7 protein-coding genes are annotated in these 18,699 nt (G+C 70.7%); all 7 read right to left on the bottom strand.

Features of this window, described 5'->3' with window-relative positions; all coding sequences use genetic code 11:
* Positions 1-11 precede the first annotated feature (11 nt).
* The 7 genes from ACFWAY_RS08815 to ACFWAY_RS08785 are packed head-to-tail and all read right to left on the bottom strand — an operon-like array spanning position 12 to position 18,661.
* Positions 12-4,484 carry a condensation domain-containing protein gene (locus ACFWAY_RS08815; protein WP_378510491.1) on the bottom strand — a complete coding sequence of 1,491 codons (4,473 nt, stop codon included), beginning with the start codon at positions 4,482-4,484 and terminating at the stop codon, positions 12-14.
* Between the two features lie 26 nt (positions 4,485-4,510).
* Positions 4,511-13,657, bottom strand: a complete 9,147-nt coding sequence (locus ACFWAY_RS08810; protein WP_378510463.1) for an amino acid adenylation domain-containing protein — start codon at positions 13,655-13,657, stop codon at positions 4,511-4,513.
* Positions 13,644-15,215: an amino acid adenylation domain-containing protein gene (locus tag ACFWAY_RS08805; protein WP_378510462.1), complete on the bottom strand. Its 1,572-nt coding sequence runs from the start codon at positions 15,213-15,215 to the stop codon at positions 13,644-13,646. The genes ACFWAY_RS08810 and ACFWAY_RS08805 overlap by 14 nt, the downstream gene beginning before the upstream one ends.
* The gene (locus ACFWAY_RS08800; RefSeq protein WP_378510461.1) at positions 15,212-16,264 is read right to left on the bottom strand and encodes an HAD-IIIC family phosphatase; all 1,053 of its coding nucleotides are present in this window, start codon (positions 16,262-16,264) and stop codon (positions 15,212-15,214) included. The genes ACFWAY_RS08805 and ACFWAY_RS08800 overlap by 4 nt, the downstream gene beginning before the upstream one ends.
* On the bottom strand, positions 16,261-17,271 hold the full coding sequence (locus ACFWAY_RS08795; protein ID WP_378451801.1) for a 3-oxoacyl-ACP synthase: 1,011 nt from the start codon (positions 17,269-17,271) through the stop codon (positions 16,261-16,263). Before ACFWAY_RS08795 ends, ACFWAY_RS08800 begins: the two co-directional genes overlap by 4 nt.
* Positions 17,268-18,365, bottom strand: a complete 1,098-nt coding sequence (locus tag ACFWAY_RS08790) for an acyl-CoA dehydrogenase family protein (protein WP_378451800.1) — start codon at positions 18,363-18,365, stop codon at positions 17,268-17,270. Before ACFWAY_RS08790 ends, ACFWAY_RS08795 begins: the two co-directional genes overlap by 4 nt.
* Positions 18,362-18,661 carry an acyl carrier protein gene (locus ACFWAY_RS08785; RefSeq protein WP_009474881.1) on the bottom strand — a complete coding sequence of 100 codons (300 nt, stop codon included), beginning with the start codon at positions 18,659-18,661 and terminating at the stop codon, positions 18,362-18,364. The genes ACFWAY_RS08790 and ACFWAY_RS08785 overlap by 4 nt, the downstream gene beginning before the upstream one ends.
* Positions 18,662-18,699: the final 38 nt, after the last annotated feature.

Genomic DNA, 18,699 nt, shown 5'->3' with positions numbered 1-18,699 from the left:
GCTGCCACTGGTCATCGCGCTGCCTCCGTGGAGAAGCCTGGGTCGTCCTGATGCACGTACTCCATCGCCACCTCCTGGGTGGGCTGGTCGGGATGAGCCACGAGTCCGGCCAGCAGGCGCCGGAGGTCGGTGAGCATCGCGGTAGCCGTGCTCCGGTCGAAGAGATCGGTGGCGTAGTCGAGTTCGAGGATGAGTGTCGTGGGGCCGCGGGTCCACGACAGCCCGAGTTCGACGGGCGACGGGTCTGCCCGCTCGGCACTGTCGTCGCGCTCCCCGTCGCAGCGCACCGGGAAGTGCCGCGCCGCCGTGTCGGCCACGCGACTGTCCGAGGACAGCTCCCGGCGTACGGTCTCCACCAGTTCCGGGTAGGTGGGGTCGCCGGACAGGTCGACGGCCACGAGCCGCGGCGATGCCCCCGGTCTCGCGGCCGTGCCCACCGCCACCTCGTCCTGCGCCGTGTACCAGGCGAGGAGCGTGAGCCAGGCGGCGAGCAGTTCCGGGTGGCCCGGGTGTCCGTCGAGCGTCGCCGTTACCCGTGCCGTCGAATAGCTCGGCGGTTCCGCGCCGGTCGAGGGCTGCCGGGGCCGGTCGGCCGGGACCAGGGGCGGCGCCTCCACACGCGACACCGGCGCTGGAGCCGCGTCGGTCAGGAACGCGGAGATAGGTTGTGTGCGCGGCGCATCCGCGACACCGTCGAGGATGCGAACGTACTCGGCGCACAGCGCGGCGGCAGTCTGCTCGGTGAACAGTTCCGTGCTGAACTCGAGCCCGGCCGCCATGCCGTCCTCGCCGCCCCGCTCCGTGGTGACGAGGGTGAGATCGAACTTGGCCGTGCCGGACGGCACCCCGCCGAACGCGATGGCCGCGGGATCCTCCTGGTCGAACAGCGTCTCGGTGAGTCCTTGCTGCGACTGCAGCGCCGGCAGTTCCTGGTGGACGTGGCAGACGTCGAACAGGGGTGTCCGGCTCAGGTCCCGGTCGCCGGTGAGTGCGGTGACGACGCGGTCGAACGGGATCTCCTGGTGTTCGAGGGCGCCGAGCACGACGTCACGCACGCGGGCGCACAACTCCGTGACACTCGGGTCCCCGGACAGGTCGGCGCGCAGTGCCACCGTGCTGTTGAAGTACCCGATCATGCCGGACAGTTCCTGTCGGTTGCGTCCGGTCGTCGGTGTCCCGACCACGAGGTCGCGCTGGCGGCTGCGGCTCGCCATGAGGAGGTAGAACGCGGAGAGCAGCACCACGAACAGCGACACGGACTCCCTCCGCGCCACGACCCGCAGGCTCCGTGTCAGGTCCTCGGACACGGTGAACGTGTGGAACGCGCCGGTGAAGTTCTTCCGCTCCGGGCGCGGGAAGTCGGTGGGCAGCCGGAGCAGCGGAACGTCGTCCAGAACGGTTCTCCAGTAGTCGAGTTCGGAGTCGAGTGCGGCGCTCGCGATCAGTTCCCGCTGCCACAGGGCGTAGTCCCAGTACTCGATGGGAAGCGGGGCCAGGTCGGCGCGGCGACCGGCTCGGCGTGCCGCGTACAGGGCGGGCAGTTCCTGCTCGAAGATCCTCGGCGAACCCCCGTCGTTGACGGAATGGTGGGTGGTGACCTGCAGGACGTGCTCGTCCGGGCCGACCCTGATCAGCAGTGCGCGCACGAGCGGGTCGGTGGCCAGGTCGAACGGTGCCACCGCGGCCTCGTGTACGAGGGCCCGGGCCGAGGCCACCGGATCCGGTTCGCCCGACACGTCGGCGGTGCGGAAGAAGTCGCCGAGGGATTCGCGGATCCGCAGTTCCGGCTCCCCGTCGACCTCGACGTAGTTGGACAGCAGCACCCGATGCCGTGCGGCGAGGTCGTCCCACATTCCCCGGACGGCGGATTCGTCGATCGGCCCGTGCAGTTCGCTGACCATCGGCAGGTTGTAGATGGTCGTGGCGGCGTCGAGTTGATGACGGAACCACATGCGTACCTGACCGAACGACAGCACGTGCCGCCCCCGCGGCATGATCGGGGGCAGCCCACCCGACGCGGACGTGCCGTCCGCGAGGAGTGCGGCGAAGTCGGCGACCTTCGGGCGCTCGTAGAGGTCGATGAGTTTGGGCCGGACCCCGTATCGGTCCGACACCCGGTCGACGAGTTGCATGCCGATCAGCGAGTTTCCACCGAGGTCGAAATAGTCGTCGTCGGCGCCGACGTCCCTCTCGCTGTGGAGCAACTCGCGCAGTGTCGTCTGCAACCAGTCGAGGCTGTCTTCCGGCGCGGCCGTCACCGATCGGGTGCTCGGTTCCGCCGACGGATTTTCCGTTACGTCGGCCCAGTCGGGTCGGCCCGGGAGGTCGAACCAGCACCGCGAACCGCGCATCGGGTGGCCGGGAAGTCGCACTCGCCGGGCGGAGTCGTCACCGCGGTCGACGGCCGCCCAGTCGAGGTCGATTCCGCGCTCGTACAGACCAGCGAGGAGGTGTGTGACCGCCTCGGATGTGTCCGGCGCACGGAGTATTTCGGCGTCCGGCGTATCACGGAGGGCGTCGGCGAGCAGTGCCCCGAGGCGTCCCTCCGGGCTCGGCTCCACGAAGACGACGGGTCCGTCCGCGAGCATTCCCTTCGCGACGGCGACTAGCCGGTCCGTGTCGATCGACGGGTTCGCGGCCGCGTCGGCGATGTCGGCCGCATCCACCGCCGACAGTGTGTCCCGCAGATACCGGGCCGCGTACCGGGACACGCCGCCGCTGAGGACGGCGTCGACCGTGACGCCCATGGCGCGGAGTTCCCGGTGGACGGCGATCTGGCCGGCGAGGAGGTCCGCCTCGTCGCCGGTGGCGGGAAGCTCCGACGGCAGGGTGCGGCCGCGCAGCGCGGGCGGCATCCGGTCGGGTGACAGCAGCAACGCCACGGCGGGGCGTTGCCGGGTCGTCGGTGCGGAGTCCTCGCCGCGGGCGCCGAGTTCGGCCGCGCGCGCAGCGAGCGACTGCGAGAGTTCGGCGATGCTGCGTGCGTGCACCGCCACCCGGTGGTCGTGGTGCGGGCGGCCGCGGTTGAGGGTGAAGACGACACCGTCGACGTCGTGCCCGCGCACTGCCGTCGCCAGTTCGGCACACAGAGTGGCGAGGGCGCCCTCGCTCTTCGCCGACACCCCGACCAGTCGGGTCGTATCGGCGGCGCGGGATCCGGCGGCACGCTCCGGCGGCTGTTCCACCACGCAGTGGGCGTTGATGCCGCCGAGGCTGAACGAACTCACCCCGGCGCGCCGGGGTCCGGTCTCGTCGCTCCACGTCCGGGCCTCGGTGACCACCTCGATTCCGTTGCCCGCGAGGTCGACTCCACCGGTGGGTCGTTCGAAGTGCAGCGACGGATACAACTCGCCGTGCTCGACCCCCAGGATCGCCTTCACGAGGCCGGACACCCCGGCGGCGTGGTCGAGGTGACCGATATTGGTCTTAACCGAACCGATCGGCAGGACGCCGGGGCGGCCCCGGAACGCGGACGTGATCCCTTCGAGTTCGACCGCGTCGCCGAGTGGGGTTCCCGATCCGTGGGCCTCGAGGTACCCGGCATCGCCCGGGGTGAGGCCCGCCGTCTGCCAAGCCCGGGAGATGACGGCCGCCTGTGCCCGGGCGCTCGGGGAACTGATGGTCGCGGACGAATGACCGCTGGACACCGTTGCGGTGCCGCGGATCACGGCGTGGACCGGGACGCGGTCGGCGCGGGCGCGGGCCATCGTGGTGAGGAGAAGCGCCGCCCCGCCCTCCCCGACCGCGGTGCCGTCCGCGTTCGCGTCGAACGCGCGGCAGCGCCCGCCGGGTGACATCAGTTCCGCGGATCCCTCCGCCATGTCCGCGCGGAGGCCGTTCACCCGCAGACTGACTCCGCCCGCGAGAGCGAAGTCGGCGTCACCCGACCGCAGCTCACGGCAGGCGTGGTGCACCGCGATGAGCGACCCGTTGCAACCCGAATCGACGGCGTAGCAGGGTCCGGTGAGGCCGAGGTGGTACGCGATCCGGGCCGGCACGGCGAACGGAACGTTGCCCAGTGTGCTCAGCACACCCGGTTCCGCCCACATCGCCGGATACGTCGAGGTGGCGGCGCTGAACACCACCGCCGTCGCGCTGCCGCGGAACTCCGCCACCGAGTAACCGGCGTCCTCGACCGCCTGATACGCGAGGACCAGTGCGAGCCTCTGCTGCGGGTCGATCAGCGACGCTTCCCGTTTCGACAGGGTGAAGTAGGCGTAGTCGAACGTGGAGATGTCCTCGACGAAACCCATCGCGTGGTAGTGGGACGGAGGTCCCAGCCCGGTCGCCTTCGCCCGTGACCGCGACAGCGGACGCACCGAATCCCGGCCCGCCGCGAGATTGGCGCGGAACTCCGCCAGGTTCGCGGCCTCGGGGTAGCGCGCGGCGATGCCGACCACGGCGATGTCGTCGTCGCTCGGTGTGGGATGTCGCATGGTCCCCGGTGTGGGATGTCGCATGGTCCCCGATGTGGAATGTCGCATGGTCACGGTTGCCTCCTCCCGGCTGGTCAGAACTCGTAGGTGGCGGGCGCGGGCGCCTCGCTCGTGTCGGTGGACTGCGAAATCGCCTCGGCCTGCGCCGCCACGGTGACGAGGTCGAACAGCTGGCCCACCCGCAGAGCTCCGGGCCACCGTTCATCGAGACGCCGCTGCAGTTCCACGACGCGATGCGAGTTGCCGCCCACGTCGAAGAACCCGTCTTCGGGACCGAAGTCGTCGTGCCCCAGCACCGCCGCCCAGTGCTCGGCAACGGACCGTTGCAACGCGGTCCAGCGTTGCCGCGACTCGCCGGACGCAGGCTCCGCCTCGGAGACGAGTGCGCGCAACGCGTTCTCGTCCACGTCGCCGTCCGCCGTTCGCGGGACCGCACCGAGTGCGACGAACCGCGTGGGAACCGATCGGGCGTCGAGCCGCCCGGCACTGAACTCCCGCAGGTCTTCCGCCATGGGGAGCACGGCCGCCGCGGCTGCCGGGACCCAGAAGGCGGTGACACCGGTCGCGGTGGTGAGGACCACCGCTTCGCGGACCGCCGAGTGACTCTCCACGACGTCCGTGACCGACCGTGCCGGAGGTCCGGTGGCGCCGACGCTCAGCAGTCGTCCGGACCGGTTCCATCGCGCGAGCGCGCCCGTCCGGACCATCCGGGAGCCCGGGGCGCCGAACGGATCTGCCACGTACGTCGTGGCCGCCACCCGCGCCGAGGTGTGGTGCTCCCGCGTATCGGCCACGTACGCCGCGCCGGTCACGCCTTCGGGGGTGAGCTGCAACCGGGGATCGAGCACGACGATCTCGGCCGCCGCACTCCATTCGCGAATCCGGGTGCGCTCGTCCGGGGCCATCAGGTCGACGTCTCCGACGGCGACACTCGGATCCGCGACGAATGCAGCGAGGATCCGGGTGAACCGATCGGCCAGGGCCTGCACGGTCGCCGCATCGAAGAGGTCGGTGGCGTAGGTGAATCCCGCCGTCATCCCTTCCGGTGTTCCGCACTCGTCGTACCGCTCACGCACCGTCAGCTGCAGGTCGAACAGCGACACCTCGACGTCGGGTTCGAGAACTTCGGCCTCCAGGTGCGGGAGGGCGAGGTCGGGGTGCTCGGTGTTCCGGAACTCGAGCAACACCTGGAACAGGGGTGAATGCGACTGGGACCGAGGCGGGTTCAGTGCCTCCACCACCCGCTCGAACGGCACGTCCGAGTGGGCGTAGGCCGCGAGGTCGGTCTCGCGGACCCGTGCGAGCAGATCCTCGAAAGTCCCCGACACGTCGGTCCGCAGCACGAGCGTGTTGACGAACATTCCCACCACGTCGTCGAGGACGGCCTCGCCGCGGCCGGCGACCGGCGACCCGATCACCACGTCGCCGGTACCGCCCGAGCGGGACAGCAACACGGCGAGGGCCGCGTGCACGACCATGAACACGGTGCACCGCCGGGTCCTCGCCAACGCCACCACGTTCCGGTGCAGGTCGGCGCCGATCCCGAACGCCACCCGGTCGCCGGAGGACGATCGCCGCGGCGGGCGGTCACGGTCCGTGGGCAACTCGGTCACGGCCGGCGCGTCGGCGAGAGCGGATCGCCAGTAGTCCAGTTGCCGCGAGAGCAGCGAGTCCGCGTCGTCCTCCGAGCCGAGGAGTTCCCGCTGCCACACCGTGTAGTCGGGGTACTGCACCGGCAGCGGCTCCCATCCCGGCGCGCAGCCCTCGGACCGCGCGGTGTAGGCCGTCATCACGTCGCGGGCGAGCGGAACCATCGAGAACCCGTCGGCCGCGATGTGGTGCACCACGACGACGAGCACGTGCTCCCGGTCGCCGAGTTCGAACAGCCTGGCCCGCATCGGGACCTCGGTGGCGACGTCGAAACCCGCCGACACGAGTTCCGAGATCTGTTCGCGTACCGGATCGTCGGACGTCGACACGGTGAGCTGCGCGACGTGGCCGGCACCGACGATCACCTGGGTGGGTCCCGAATCGCCGTACGGGTACCGGGTGCGGAGCGATTCGTGCCGATCCACCACGTCGGCGAGGGCGGCGGTCAGTGCGTCGACGTCGAGGTCACCCGACAGCCGGACGATCATCGCGACGTTGTACGCCGGCGAGGACGGGTCGAACTGGTTGAGGAGCCACATCCGGTGCTGCGCCCACGACAGCGGCACCGGGTCGGGGCGCCGGGGCACCGCCACCGCAGGCCGGACCTCGCCGCCCGCGGTCTCGCGCGCGATCCGCGCCGCGAGCGCCCGCACGGTGGGGGTCTCGAACACGTCCCGCACACCGACGTCCTTGCCGAGCGCGGAGTTGATCCGCGCGACCACCTGCGTCGCGGTCAGCGAGTTGCCACCGGACGCGAAGAAGTCGTCGTCTGCTCCGACGACGCCGGTCCCGAGAACCTCGGCGTACACGTCGGCCACCGCGGTCTCGAACGGTGTGCCGGGTGCACGGAAGATGCGGGGCGCGAACTCGGGGTCCGGCAGCGCGTGCCGGTCGACCTTGCCGTTGGCTCCGAGCGGCAGCCGGTCGAGGACCGTCACCGAGGCAGGCACCATGAAGGGCGCGAGCACGGATCCGGCGAACCGCAGCACCTCGGTCGTGTCGAGGTCCGCGCCGTCCTCCGCCGTGACGTATCCGGCGAGGACCGCCTCGGCAGCAGGCGTGCGGCGGACAACGACCACCGCCTGCGCGACACCGGGGCAGCGGGTGAGAGCCGCCTCCACCTCCCCCGGTTCGACCCGCTGTCCGCGCAATTTTACCTGGAAATCGTTGCGGCCCAGATATTCCAGCCGACCCTCCTTCGTCCACCGCATCAGATCGCCGGTGCGATACATGCGGGAGCCCGGGTGGTCGAACGGGTTCGCCACGAACGAGGCGGCGGTCGCTCCGGCCCGCCGGTGGTAGCCGCGCGCCAGACCTTCCCCCAGCACGTACAGCTCACCGACCACGCCGACCGGCACCGGACGCAGCCACTCGTCGAGGACGAGTTCGCGAACACCGCGCATCGGGTGGCCGATCCGCACGGGGTCGCCGGGTGTCATCGGGTCGCCGATGTTCGACATCACCGTCGTCTCCGTCGGACCGTAGCCGACGAGCAGGGTGCGCCCGGACGCCCAGCGAGCCAGTAGCTCCGCCGGGCAGCGTTCGCCGCCGACGACGAGCGTGCGGAGCAGGCGCAGACCTCGGGGGTCGATGGTGGCCAGGACCGCCGGGGTGGTGAACGCGTGCGTGATCCGCTCTGCCGCCAGCAGCTCCGTCAGTGCGGCGCCGCCGTACACCTGCGGCGCCGCGATCACCAGTCGCGCACCGGCACCGAACGCCATGAGGTATTCGAGCATCGTCGCGTCGAACCCGGGCGACGCGAGATTCAGGGCGCGTGAGGCATTCGTCGTCGCGTACCGGGCGCGCTGATCGATCGTGAAGTTCTGCAACCCCGCATGGGGGATCACGACGCCCTTCGGTGCCCCCGTCGATCCGGACGTGTACATCAGATACGCCGGATGGCCCGGTCGCAGCGGCACGACCCGGTCGTCGTCGGTGATCGGATGGGACTCCCATCGCCGCGTCGGACCCGGATAGTCGAGAAGCAGCCACTCGACGCCGTCCGGCATCCGGTCGCGCTGTTCGGCGACGGTGAGTCCCGCCACCGCCCCGCAGTCGGCGAGGATGTCGGCGATCCTTCCCTGCGGCAGATTCGGATCCACCGGGACGAACGACGCACCCGACTTCGCCACCGCCCACACCGACACCACCAGTTCCACCGACCGGACGAGCCCGATCGCCACGTGGTCCTCCGGTCCGATTCCGCGGCGGATCAATACCCAGGCCAGGCGGTTCGACCAGTCGTCGAGTTCGCGATACGACATCACCGCATTGCCGTACGACAGCGCGACGGCGTGCGGGTCCCGGGCGGCCGCGGCGGAGAGGATCTCCGGCAGCAGCCGGGTCGTTCCGGTGGGCCGCCCGCGCACCGGGACGAGTGCCTCGCGTTCGCCGGGGGACAGCAGATCGAATCGGGCCAGTGGAACGTCCGGGTCGGCGACCACCGCGTCGAGGAGCCGCACGTATCGTTCGGCGAACTTCCGGACGGTCGCCGTGTCGAAGATGTCGGTGGCATAGGTGAATCCCGCACTGATCCCGGCGGGCGCCCCGTCGTCTCCGAATCGTTCGGCCAGGGTCAGCTGCAGGTCGAACGTGGAGACGGAGACACCGAGGTCGATCTCCTCCACCTCCAGTTCCGGCAGGCTCGGAGTGGGCCGCACGACGTCCTGGAATTCGAACAGCACCTGGAACAACGGCGCGTGGGCCGTGGTGCGCGGGAGAGCGAGCGCCTCGACCACCCGCTCGAACGGGACCTCCGCGTGCGCGAACGCCTCCAGATCGCAGTCCCGCACGGCTGCGAGCAGCGTGGTGAACGAATCGGCGCCGTGGACGGGGGTGCGCAGTGCCAGGGTGTTGACGAACATCCCCACGACGTCGTCGAGGACGGCCTCACCGCGGCCCGCCACCGCGGATCCGATCACCACGTCGGGGGTGCTTCCCAAGCGGGACACCAGGACCGCGAACGCCGCGTGCGTCACCATGAACACGGTCGCATCGTGTTCGCGTGCAAGGGCTACCACCTTCCGGTGCAGGCGGTCCCCGATCTCGAACGACTCCCGCGCGCCGGCGAGCGACCGGTGTTCGGGACGTGCGCGATCCATCGGCAGGTCCGTCACGACCGGCGCATCGGCGAGCGCGGAACGCCAGTACCCGAGCTGACGGGACATCAGGGAACCGGGATCGTCCTCCGATCCGAGCAGCGCCCGCTGCCAGATGCTGTAGTCGGCGTACTGCACCGGAAGCGGCACCCAGTCCGGCGCGTGTCCCCGTGCCCGTGCGGTGTACGCGGATGTGATGTCCCGGGCGAGCGGGCCCAGCGACAGCGCGTCCGCCGCGATGTGATGGACCACCAGGGCAAGGGCGTGATCGCGCGGACCGACCTCGAACAGGTGCGCCCGCAACGGAACCTGCGCGGTCACCTCGAAACCCGCCGACAGCGCCGCCGCGAGCCGGTCCCGGAGGGCACTCTCCCCCGACACCGTGACCGCGCGGAGGCCGGGCACCGCGTCCGCCGCAGGTATCACCGACTGCACGGGCGTGTCGCCCCGCATCGGGAAGATCGTCCGCAAGGCCTCGTGCCGGTCCACGACGTCCGTCAGCGCCGCGTGCAGCGCCGCGACGTCGAGGGGCCCGCGCAATCGGAAGGCCGCCGCGATGTTGTAGGCGGGCGACGTCGTGTCGAACTGGTCGAGGAACCACATCCGCGTCTGTGCGAGGGACACCGGCGCCGCCGCGGACCGGTCCGTCGCCACCAGCGCCGGCCGGTCCGCCGAGGCCGCCCGGCTCACCCGGGTCGCCAGCGACCGCACCGTCCGCGCCTCGAAGACGTCGCGCACTCCCACACCCGCACCGAGCACACCCTGAACCCGCGCCACGACCTTCGCCGCGATCAGCGAGTTGCCGCCGAACGCGAAGAAGTCGTCGTCGACCCCGACCGCGGGAACGCCGAGCAGCGCGGCGAAGATGACCGCGAGCGACTCCTCGACGGGAGTGCCCGGTGCCACGAATTCGGCCGGGGAAGCCGTGACGGGCACCGGAAGTGCCGCCCGGTCCAGTTTCCCGTTGACGGTGAGCGGCAGCCGCGCGAGGACCGTCACCGAGGCCGGGACCATGTACGACGGCAGCGCGCCTCCGGCGAATTCCAGCACGGCCTCCGTGTCGACGATCGCACCCGCCTCGGGCACCACGTACGCCGCCGGTGCCGGGCCGGTCACCGGGTCCTCGTGCAGGGTCACCACTGCCTGCGCGACCCCGTCGCACCGGCCCAGCACCCATTCCACTTCGCCGAGTTCCACTCGGAATCCACGGATCTCGACCTGGAGATCGTCGCGTCCGAGGTAGTCGAGACTCCCGTCGCGTCGCCACCGCACCACGTCCCCGGTCCGGTATATCCGGGCGCCCGACGCATCCGCCACGAAGCGGGACGCCGTGAGCCCGGCGCGGCCCAGATAGCCGCGCGCGACCTGCGGTCCCGCCACGTACAGTTCGCCCGCCACACCGACCGGCACCGGATGCAGCCGCGCGTCCAGCACCGCCACCCGGAATCCGGGAATCGGCCGCCCGATCTTGCTCGTCCACGCGGCGGCGGCGAGCCCGCGGCCGAGCGGGAGGTGCGTGACGTGCACCGTCGTCTCGGTGATGCCGTACATGTTCACGAGCACGGGCGCGTCCTCGCCGCGGCGGGAGTACCAGCGTTCGAGCTGCCCGAAGTCGAGCGCCTCGCCGCCGAGTACGACGTAGCGCAGCGGCGGTGGGCCCACGCCGTCCTCCACCTCGGCGGCCTCGATCAGTTGCGAGAACGCCGTCGGGGTCTGGCTCAGCACCGTCACCCGCTCGCGGCGCAGCAGGGCGAGGAACGCGTCGGGCGACCGGGTGGTGTCGAAGTCGACGACGACGAGGGTCCCGCCGTGCAGCAGCGCGCCCCACAGCTCCCAGACCGAGAAGTCGAATGCCGGGGAGTGGAACATCGTCCACACGTCGGTGTCCCCGAACCGGAACAGGTCCCGGGTGCTCGTGAAGAGAGAGACCACGTTGCGGTGCGACACCGCGACGCCCTTCGGCCGTCCCGTCGATCCCGACGTGTAGACGACGTAGGCCGACGAGTCCGGATCGACCGGTGCCCGTTCCGCATCGGTCAGCGGGTCCGCGGAGCTGCCGCCGAGATCCGTGTCGGTCGGATCGAGGAGCAGGACAGGGACGTCCGATGTCGGCAGGGCGTGTGCGGTGTCCCGGGTGGCCAGAATGCACACCGGGTGGGCGTCGTCGAGGACGAGCGCCGAGCGCTCACCGGGATGGTCCGCATCGATGGGGAGGTAGGCGGCCCCGGCCTTGACGACCGCCACGAGCGCGACGACGAGCGCCGCCGATCGCGGCATCGCGACCGCGACCGACGACTCCGGACCCACACCCAGGGAGAGCAGTTGCCGTGCAAGACGGTTCGACCGGGCATCGAGGTCGCCGTAACTCAGGCGCTCGCCACCCGACACCACGGCGGTGGCGTCGGGGCTTCGCGCTGCCCGGGCGGCGAACAGCTCACCGAGCGTCGTCTCGTCGGCGGCCTCAGCCGGCCGGGTCGACCAGTCCTGCAGCAGAGCACGTTCGGCAGGTTCGACCAGGTCGATGTCCCCGATCACGGCGGACGGATCCGCGGCGGCGGTCTCGGCGGTCCGCACGAACCGCCGAGCGATTCCCTCCACGGTGGCGGCGTCGAACAGGTCTGTCGCGTAGGTGAATCGGACCGTCGTGCCCGACACCGTCACCCGCAGATCGAGGTCGCCGAGTTCCCCGCCGGGGTCCGAGAATTCGAGCAGCACCTGGAAGAGTGGTGCGTGCGACCCGGAGCGCGGCGGGTCGAGCGCGTCCACGATTCGCAGGGCGGGCACACCGTGGTGGGCGAACGCCTCCGCGTCGACGTCCCGCACGGTGTCGACGTACTCGCCGAGACGATCCGAGCCGCGCACGTGGGTCCGCAACACCACCGGGTCGGTGTCCGTCCGCCTACCGATGACGACGTCGTCGGTACGCGCCGAGCGTGCCAGCACCAACGCCAGCACCGCATGGGTCACGGTGGCTGCGTCCGTGCGGTGTGCGACCGCGAACGTGTCCAGCCGACGCCGCCGATCCGGGTCGAGTGCGACGTCGACGGCGGCACTGCGGTGGGACGGCCGTGCGGGCCGAGGACGGTCGGTGGGCAGGTCCAGCACCGGGGGCGCGTCCGCCAGTGTGCGCGTCCAGAAGTCGAGCCGGGCCGTCTCCTCGTGGACGGTGGTGAGCGCGGCGCCCGCGGCGGCCGCGACGAAGTCGCCGAGCAGCTCCAGGAACTGCCGGTGGTGCGCGCCGACCTCGTCGGCGTCGTACCGGTTGGGGTTGGCCAGGAAGTGGACGAAGGTCCGGACCGGCGTGCCGCTCCGGTACACGTTGACGAGCAGGTCCTCGACCGGCCCGGACGTGACGATGTGGTATTCGCCGACGAGCGGCCCCAGAGCGAGTTCCTGGTGGAAGAGCATGACGTTGACCATCGGACCCGACAGTGACTCCGCCGCACCGGCGCCCGCGTCGCGCCGGATGTCGCCGAGCCCGAAACGCTGGTGTCGCAGCGCGCCCATCAGGTCGAGTTGCACCCGCTCCACCAGCTGCCCCACCGTGTCCTCGGGGCGGATCTGCACGGGAAGCGGCACGACACCCGCCACCATTCCGCCGGACCGTCGCAGGGTCGCGGTGGTGCGCGCCGACACCGGGATCTTCACGAGCACGTCCCGGCGTCCCGTCGTCCTCGACAGGTAGCAGGCGAACGCGGCGATGATCTTCGCTGTCCCGTGGGCGCCGGCGTCGCCGAGCGCCCGCTCCGCCGCGTCCGGCAGGGGCGCGGTGACGTCGGTGCTCGTGGCGACCGCGGGGCCGGTCCGTCGGGCCAGGCTCGATCCGGGTCCGAGGCCGCCGACCTGTTCGACCCAGAACTGCCGGTCCGCGGCGAAGCGGCTCGACGACCGGTACCGCTGATCGGCGTCGTACAGATGCCGGGGATCTACGGCCTCGTTGGGCGGCAGTTCCCGGTCGAGCACCTCCGCGGTGTACCGGGCCGCGATGCGGTTGAGCATCGTCATCGCACCGTAGCCGTCCAGGGCGACGTGATGAATCTTGCTGTACCACAGGTAGTGCGCGTCACCGACGCGAAGAATCGACGATTCGACGAGGCGGTCGCGAGTCGGATCCAGAGGGGTCTCGCAGTCGGCGCGCATCCATCGGCGGGCGGCCTCCACCGGTTCGGCGTCCCCGCGGAAGTCCATCCGGCCGATCGACCGGTCCGCCGACGGATCGACCAGTTGGAACGGCTGACCGTCCCTGTCGATCAACCGGAGAAAGGGCGATCCGAATTCGTCGGCGGTCGCGAGGGTGGCCTCGCGCAGGAGGTCGACGTCCAGGTCGCCGTGCACTTCGACGTATTGGGCGATGCACAACGGCACCTCCGGGGCCAGTTGCTGGGCCAGCCACGCGTCGTATTGGGCCGACGACAGCGGGAACGGTGCTTCCGGGCTGCCGGCGGCCTCGGTATGGTGCTCACGCAACGCCACCACCTCCGCTGGGCAACAGCCGGCGCAACGCCACCTCGTCCACCTTGCTGCTCGGTGCGAGCGGAAGGGCGCCGAGCGCGAGGAAGCGGTCGGGCACCGCCTGCGCGACGAGCCTTTCGGCGCAGTGCGCGATCAGATCTCGCGGCGTGGGCAGTACGGTCGCCGCGGCCGCGGGCACCCAGAACGCGGTCAATGCCGTCTCCCCGTGTTCGTCGGCGGTCGCGAGGACCACGGCCTGGTGTATCGCGGGGTGACTCTCCAGAACGGCCTCCACCGCGTGTCTCTCGACCCGGGCGCCACGCACTTTCACCTGTCCGTCGAACCGGCCGCAGAATTCGATGTCGCCGTGCGGATCGACGCGCGCGAGGTCACCCGTGTGATACATCCGCGCACCCGGCCGCTCCGCGAAGGGGTCCGCGACGAAGCGGGCCGCGGTCGCGGCCGGGCGGGACGCGTAACCCTCGGAGATCTGCGGACCGCCGACGTACAGGTCCCCGACCGTTCCGTACGGCACCTCGACCAGTTTCGCGTCGAGGACGTAGGCCGTGCTCGCCCCCAGTGGTCTGCCGATCGGCGCGATCGAGGCGGGCACGTCGCGCACCGGATGAGCCAGGCAGCTGACGGTCGTCTCGGTCGGACCGTACTCGTTGCTCAGCGGGACCCCGGGCAGCACCGCGCGATGTTGTTCGACGAGCGTGCCCGGAAGTGCCTCTCCCGCAAGCGTCACCAGTCGCAGGCGTTCGCGCAGCGGGGCGAGATGCGGCAGCAGCAGCCGGTAGAAGGAGGGGGACGCGACCAGGTGAGTGGTCTGCCACGTCCGGGCGAGCGCGGCGACGGCCTCGGCGTCCATCAGTTCGTGAGCGTCCGGCAGCACGCTGGTGCCGCCGGTGCACAACGCCCACAGGGTCTTCAGCAGGGAACCGTCCCACGTGAGGCGGAACGCGGAGAACGTGACGAGGTCGCCGTCGTCGTAGTCGTAGTTGCGGCCGTCGACCATGCTCGCGAGGTTGGCGCGGCTCGCGACGACGGCCTTGGGGATGCCGGTCGACCCGGACGTGGTGATCACGTAGGCGGCGGCGCCCGCGGGCACGTCCTCGGGAAGATCCGCCGGTTCGGCCACGGGCGGGTGGACGGCGTCCCGGTCGTGCAGAGCCGGAACACGTCCGCCCGCACTCCGGGCCAGGTCCCGGACCCACTCCGGCGACGTCTTCGGATCCGCGGACCCGAAGACGATGGCGCCGCAGTCGACGTCGCCGAGGAGTGCCCGGAGCTGACCCACCGGATGTCCGGGCTCGATCACGCACCACGCCGCACCCAGCCGCAGCGTGGCGATCATCCCCACCACCGTCTCGACGCTCTGCCGCTGGTGGATCAGCACCACCTGGCCCGGCCGCACGCCCAGCGCAGCGAGTTGCCGCGCCAGGGCCTCGCTCGCCGAATCGAGTTCGCGATACGTCAGCGACCGGTGGCCCACCACGATCGCGATCCGGCCGGGAACCCGCGCGCACTCTCGCAGGATCCCGGACATCACCCCACCGTTCGCGACCACGTCCGTCATGGCGCCACGTCTCCTGAGAGGACCGCGACGTGATCGGTGTTCGGCGCCGCCGCACTGCGAACGTCACTGCACAGCAGCAGCATCCGATCGGGGTCCGGGTCGACGACGTCGAAGCCCGCGAATCGCAGGGTCACGAGCATGACCCGGTTGACGTCCGTCGGCACGAACTCGGCGAGCGCCCGCCTGCCGTGGGCGCGTGCCCGCTCGACGACGTGCCGGATCAGCGCCGTCCCGACCCCGCGGGACATCACCCGGCACGACATCAGCAGCAGTTGCAGGACGGAATCCCCGCCCCGGATCTCCGAGACCGCGAGACCGATCGTGCCGTACCCGCCGAATCGGTCGCCGAGCGACGCGACGAGCACCTCGTGGTCGTCCGAGGCGCACAGCTTGCGCAGTTCGTCGATGCCGAAAGTCCGGCCCGTGGTGTTGAGTTGATGAGACCGGACGGTCAGTTCGTGGGCGCGTTCGAGGTCGCCCTCGGTCGCTCTGCGGACCGTCATGACCAGTTCGAGCGAGGCCAGGAACTCGGAGTTGGACCCGTGGAACTCCTGTTCGCTCACCTGACGGATCCGTTCGGCGCGGTACAGCGACCGCCGCTGCCTCGCCTCCTCGGTGACGGCGAGCGGGGTCAGCTCGGGAAGGTCGGGGAACGACGCGATCTGCTCGGCGGGATAACAACGCACCGGGGGAAGTGCCTCGGCCACCTCGGCCCGCTCGACGGGATCGTTATCGACGAAGGCGATGGTGTCGAGACCCAGATTCAGTGTCTCCGCGATGCGCCGCACGGCCTCCGACTTCGGGCCCCAGCCGACGTCGATGGCGCAGAACAGCTCCTCGATGCCGTGCAGGCGCAGGTGCGCGGCGGCGGGTTCGTATTCGCCGCGGCTCGCGACGGCGTGCAGGATGCCGCGGCGGTCGAGCACATCCAGGGCGCGGAGGGCGTCCGCTTTCGGCACCGGGGCATCCTGTTCGAGGACGACGCCGTCCCAGATGGTGTCGTCGAGATCCCAGACCACGCACTTGACCGTCTGCTCCATCGCGATCACTTCCCGCGCCCGGGCTGATCCGGCAGGCGTCGGAGCAGCGCGCTGCTCCAGGCCGCGACCGGGCTGCTGTTCATGATCACGCAGTAGTCGCCGGGCGCCTGTGCGGACGCCGCGTGCTCGAGGTTCGCCGCGATGTCGACGGATCCGAGGTGGCCGAACCGGGCCAGGTTGTCGCGGCAGACGGGATCGATGGTGACGTCGAGTGCCTCCTGCCAGAACGTGAACGCACCGAGCGACAGGTTCTGCATGAGGAAAATGCCGATCGCGTCCTGCTGCAGCCCGTTCCGGGCCAGCAGTTCCGCGTTGATCTCCGTGAACCGCTTCCGGCTCTCGACCGCGAGGCGGAACGAATACGTGGGTTCGTCGGCGCACTTCTCGACCCAGTCTGCTTCGCGGACGTCGCGGTAGTCGATGTGGAACAGGTCGGCGTATTTTCCGTCGCTGCGGATCATCTGGTCGACGAGTTCGTACCGCCCGATCCCCGACGTCGTCAGCAGGACCGCGGCGGCGCCATCGCCCAGGAGCGTCATCGGCGATCGGTACCGCGACCGGGTCGGTGTCTTCGCCGCCGCGGCGACGAGGACGTTCTGGCAACGGGGGTCGCCGCGGAGCAACGCCGACGCGAGCGCGAACGCCGCCGAGACGGACACGCACCCGAGGTCGCCCACACCGGTGGTGAACGCCTGGGTCGCGCCGAGCCGGTGCTGCAGGCGGGTCGCCTCGGACGCGAGCAGATACTGCGGAACCCGGCCCTGCACGAGCAGCAGCGCATCGAGCTGGGTGGCGTCGAGGCCCGCCTTCCGGAGCACCTCGTCCGCCGCGGCGTGCGCCAGATCCACCTCGGAGAGCCCGATTCCGATCCGCACCGTGTCGATGCCCAGCGACAATGCGTGCTCGCGCTGAGCGATCGGCAGTTCGTCGAGCTCGGGCAGGCCCGCCACGGTCACCTCGTCGTCCGGGAACCAGAGCGCGACCGAATCGATCGCGACCGGTCGGTCAGCCGTCATCGCGCACCTCCCCCGAGCACGTAGTCACCGATCTGGAGTTCGGCGACCTCCGTCGCGCCCTCGATGATCTGCATGACCTTGGCGTCGCGGAAGAAGCGACCCACCCTGCTGCCGGGGGCGCACCCCGCGGCCCCGAGCACCTGGACCGCCTGCTGGCTCACCGACGCGGCGGCGCGGGCAGCGGCGTACTTCGCGGCGATCGTCGTGAAGAGCGCGCTCGGCTCGTGGGCATCGCGTTGTTCGGCGGCCCGCTCGCACAGTGCGCGAGCGCCGGCGGCATCGACCCAGCTACGACCGAGGATCGCGCGGACCGAGTCGTGCTCGGACAACACGGCGCTGCCCTGCACTCGGGTGGACGCGTGCGCGACAGCGTCGGCGAGGCACCCGCGCGCCATCCCTGCGCACCCCCACGCGATGGTGTACCGGCCGTGGTCCAGGGCGGTGCCGACGACGTGGGACAGTCCGAATCCCGGCGGTGCGATCAGGTGGTCGGCGGGGACGACGACGCCGTCCAGCGCGATGTGCGCGATCCGGGCGCCGCGCATGCCCAGCTGCCCGTGGATCGGTTCGACGGTCACTCCGGGTGAGTCCGTTTCGACCAGCGCAGTCGCCAACCCGGCCGGCGACCGGCCGAGGACGAGCAGTACGTCCGCGACCTCGCCGAACGTCACCCACAGTTTCCGCCCCGAGATCCGGTGATCCGAGCCGTGCGCCTCGAAACTGGTAGTCACAGAGGAGAGGTCGCTGCCGGCCCCGGACTCGGTGGCGGCGAATCCGGCGAGGAGTTCGCCGGTCGCCAGGGCCGGCACCCACTGTGCCCGCTGTTCGGCGGTGCCCCACCGATCGAGGGAGGCGTTCACCATCCCCTGCACGGTCAGCAGCGAACGCAACGACGTGCAGACCGCCCCGAGTCTTTCTGCGACCGAGCCGAGTTCGGCCGCGTTCAGGCCGAGTCCCCGGCAGTCCGTCGTCCGGTCCAGCCCGAGGACTCCCGCCCGCGCGGCGGCCTCGATGACGTCGACCGGCAGTCCGGTCTCGTCCCAGGTGCCGGCGTCGGTCTCGGCGGAGGCGACAAGTGTGTCGATACCGATCATGGCGACGCCCCGTCCGTCGCACGAAGCTGCTCGCCCCGCTTTCTCCGAATGAAGCCCGCTACCCGCGCTGCGGTGCGGAAGTTGTCGAGATCGAGATCCTCCACCTCGACCACGACGTCGTGGGAGCCTTCGATGTACGTGACGATCTCCAGGGCCCGCAACGAACTCACCAATCCCAGGGTGAAGTAGTCGTCGTCGGGACCGAGTTCCGTCGATGTGATCGAGCTCAGGTACTGCCGTAGCTGCTCGACCAGCTCGTCACGGGACTCGGGCACAGGGGCATTTGCTGTGTCCATGGGCGTGGGATTCCCATTTGGACCAGCGTTCAATCATC

It is taken from the genome of Rhodococcus sp. NPDC059968, from assembly GCF_042738615.1.
Lineage (GTDB): Bacteria > Actinomycetota > Actinomycetes > Mycobacteriales > Mycobacteriaceae > Rhodococcus_F.
Note: the sequence above shows the minus strand (reverse complement) of the source record. Positions and strands in the feature narration are given on the sequence as shown.

Bases quoted from the DNA above. Each gene is read 5' to 3' on its own strand.
- ACFWAY_RS08815 (WP_378510491.1), bottom strand. From the start codon at position 4,484: ATGCGACATTCCACATCGGGGACCATGCGACATCCCACACCGGGGACC.
- ACFWAY_RS08790 (WP_378451800.1), bottom strand. From the start codon at position 18,365: ATGATCGGTATCGACACACTTGTCGCCTCCGCCGAGACCGACGCCGGC.
- ACFWAY_RS08785 (WP_009474881.1), bottom strand. From the start codon at position 18,661: ATGGACACAGCAAATGCCCCTGTGCCCGAGTCCCGTGACGAGCTGGTC.
- ACFWAY_RS08795 (WP_378451801.1), bottom strand. From the start codon at position 17,271: ATGACGGCTGACCGACCGGTCGCGATCGATTCGGTCGCGCTCTGGTTC.
- ACFWAY_RS08805 (WP_378510462.1), bottom strand. From the start codon at position 15,215: ATGACGGACGTGGTCGCGAACGGTGGGGTGATGTCCGGGATCCTGCGA.